General features: G+C 78.0%; 1 protein-coding gene. It reads left to right on the top strand.

Annotated elements, in window-relative coordinates; all coding sequences use genetic code 11:
* The first annotated feature begins 243 nt into the window (after positions 1-243).
* Positions 244-1,410, top strand: coding sequence for an alanine racemase (gene alr / locus DVA66_RS20170; RefSeq protein WP_114561553.1), 1,167 nt, complete (start codon positions 244-246; stop codon positions 1,408-1,410).
* Positions 1,411-1,617 lie beyond the last annotated feature (207 nt).

The following is a 1,617-nucleotide window of genomic DNA, read 5'->3' as shown; positions in this document are numbered from 1 at the left end:
CGTCCTCGCCGGTCTGTGCGGTGCCCTGCTGGCCGCCGGGCTGCCGGCCGGCGACGCAGCGGTGGTGGGGGCGTCCCTGCAGGCGCTGGCCGCGGCCCGCCGACCAGGGCCGCACCCGCCGCAGCACGTGGTCGGCGCCGTCCCCGACATCGTCGCCGAGCTCACCCGGTGAGCACAGCCACCGCCGTCGGACGCGGGCCGGACGCGCCGACCGGGGCCGTCCCCGCACGGCAGAATGGCGGGATGGACGCCCAGCCCGTCGGCGGATGGATCGACCCGGTCACCGCCTCGGCCGACATCGACCTCGACGCCTACGCCGCCAACCTCACCGCGCTGGCGGCGCACGTCGCCCCGGCCGAGCTGATGGCCGTCATCAAGGCCGATGGCTACGGCCACGGGTTGCTGGCCTGCGCCCGCGCCGCCCGGGCCGCCGGCGTCCCCTGGCTGGGGGTGGCCACGCCGGGGGAGGCGATGGCGCTGCGCGAGGCCGGCGACACCGGACGCCTGCTGTGCTGGCTGTACGGGCCGGAGGAGGACCTGACGGCGCTGGTCGCCTCCGACGTCGACGTGTCGGCGTCCTCGGTCGAGCAGGTCGGCGACCTGGTGGCCGCCGCCGCCACCGCCGAGCGCACCGCCCGCGTCCACCTCAAGATCGACACCGGCCTGCACCGCAACGGGGCGCACCCCGACGACTGGCCGGCCGTGGTCGGGGCGGCCGCAGAGGCCGAACGGTTCGGCGCGGTCGAGGTGGTCGGGGTGTGGTCCCACCTCGCCAGCGCCGAGGAGCTGGACCACCCCAGCGTCGCGGCCCAGCTCGACGCCTTCGACGAGGCGCTGGCCGTCGCCCGGGCCGAGGGCCTGGACCCGCGCACCAACCACCTGGCCAACTCCGCCGGCGCGCTGCAGCTGCCTCGCAGCCGTCACCAGCTGGTCCGGGTCGGGATCGCCACCTTCGGCGTCGACCCCGGCGACGGGGTGGCCGTGGCGGCCGGGGTGGCGCTGCGCCCGGTGATGCGGCTGCGCGCCCAGCTGGTCAACGTCAAGCCGGTCCGCGCCGGCGGCGGCGTCTCCTACGGCCACACCTGGGTGGCGCCGCACGACACCGTGGTCGGGCTCGTCCCGCTCGGCTACGGCGACGGCGTCCCGCGCCACGCCGGCTCGGTGGCCGAGGTGTGGGTGGGTGGCCGGCGCGCCCCGGTCCGCGGCCGGATCTGCATGGACCAGTTCGTGGTCGAGCTGGGACCGGACGCCGAGGACCGGATCGGGGACGAGGTGGTGCTGTTCGGGACCGCCCCGGCACCGACCGCCGAGGAGTGGGGTCGGGTGTGTGGCACGATCGGGTACGAGATCGTCACCAGGGTCGGGGCGCGGGTTCCCCGGCGCCACGTCGGCGGCACCCCCACCCCCTGACCCGTCCGTCCGACCAGGAGGCCGACCCCCGGATGAGCACCAGCGTCCTGCCCGGGCCCGCACGCCCACCCCGGGGTGGCGCGGACCGGGGGCGGGGGCAGCGGTGAGGCGTGACCGGATGGTGCCCTCGGCGCCGGTGGCCGCCGTGACGCGGGCCACCCGCCGCCGCGACGGCGGGGCGGTGGCGCGGGCCACCCGCGGACGCGA

Origin of the sequence: Desertihabitans aurantiacus, assembly GCF_003344635.1 — a bacterium.
GTDB lineage: Bacteria > Actinomycetota > Actinomycetes > Propionibacteriales > Propionibacteriaceae > Desertihabitans > Desertihabitans aurantiacus.
The sequence above is the reverse complement of the archived record's forward strand: the minus strand, read 5'-3'. Positions and strand labels throughout refer to the sequence as shown.

Excerpts from the sequence above, each read along its gene's own strand:
- alr (WP_114561553.1), top strand. The coding sequence starts at position 244 with ATGGACGCCCAGCCCGTCGGCGGATGGATCGACCCGGTCACCGCCTCG.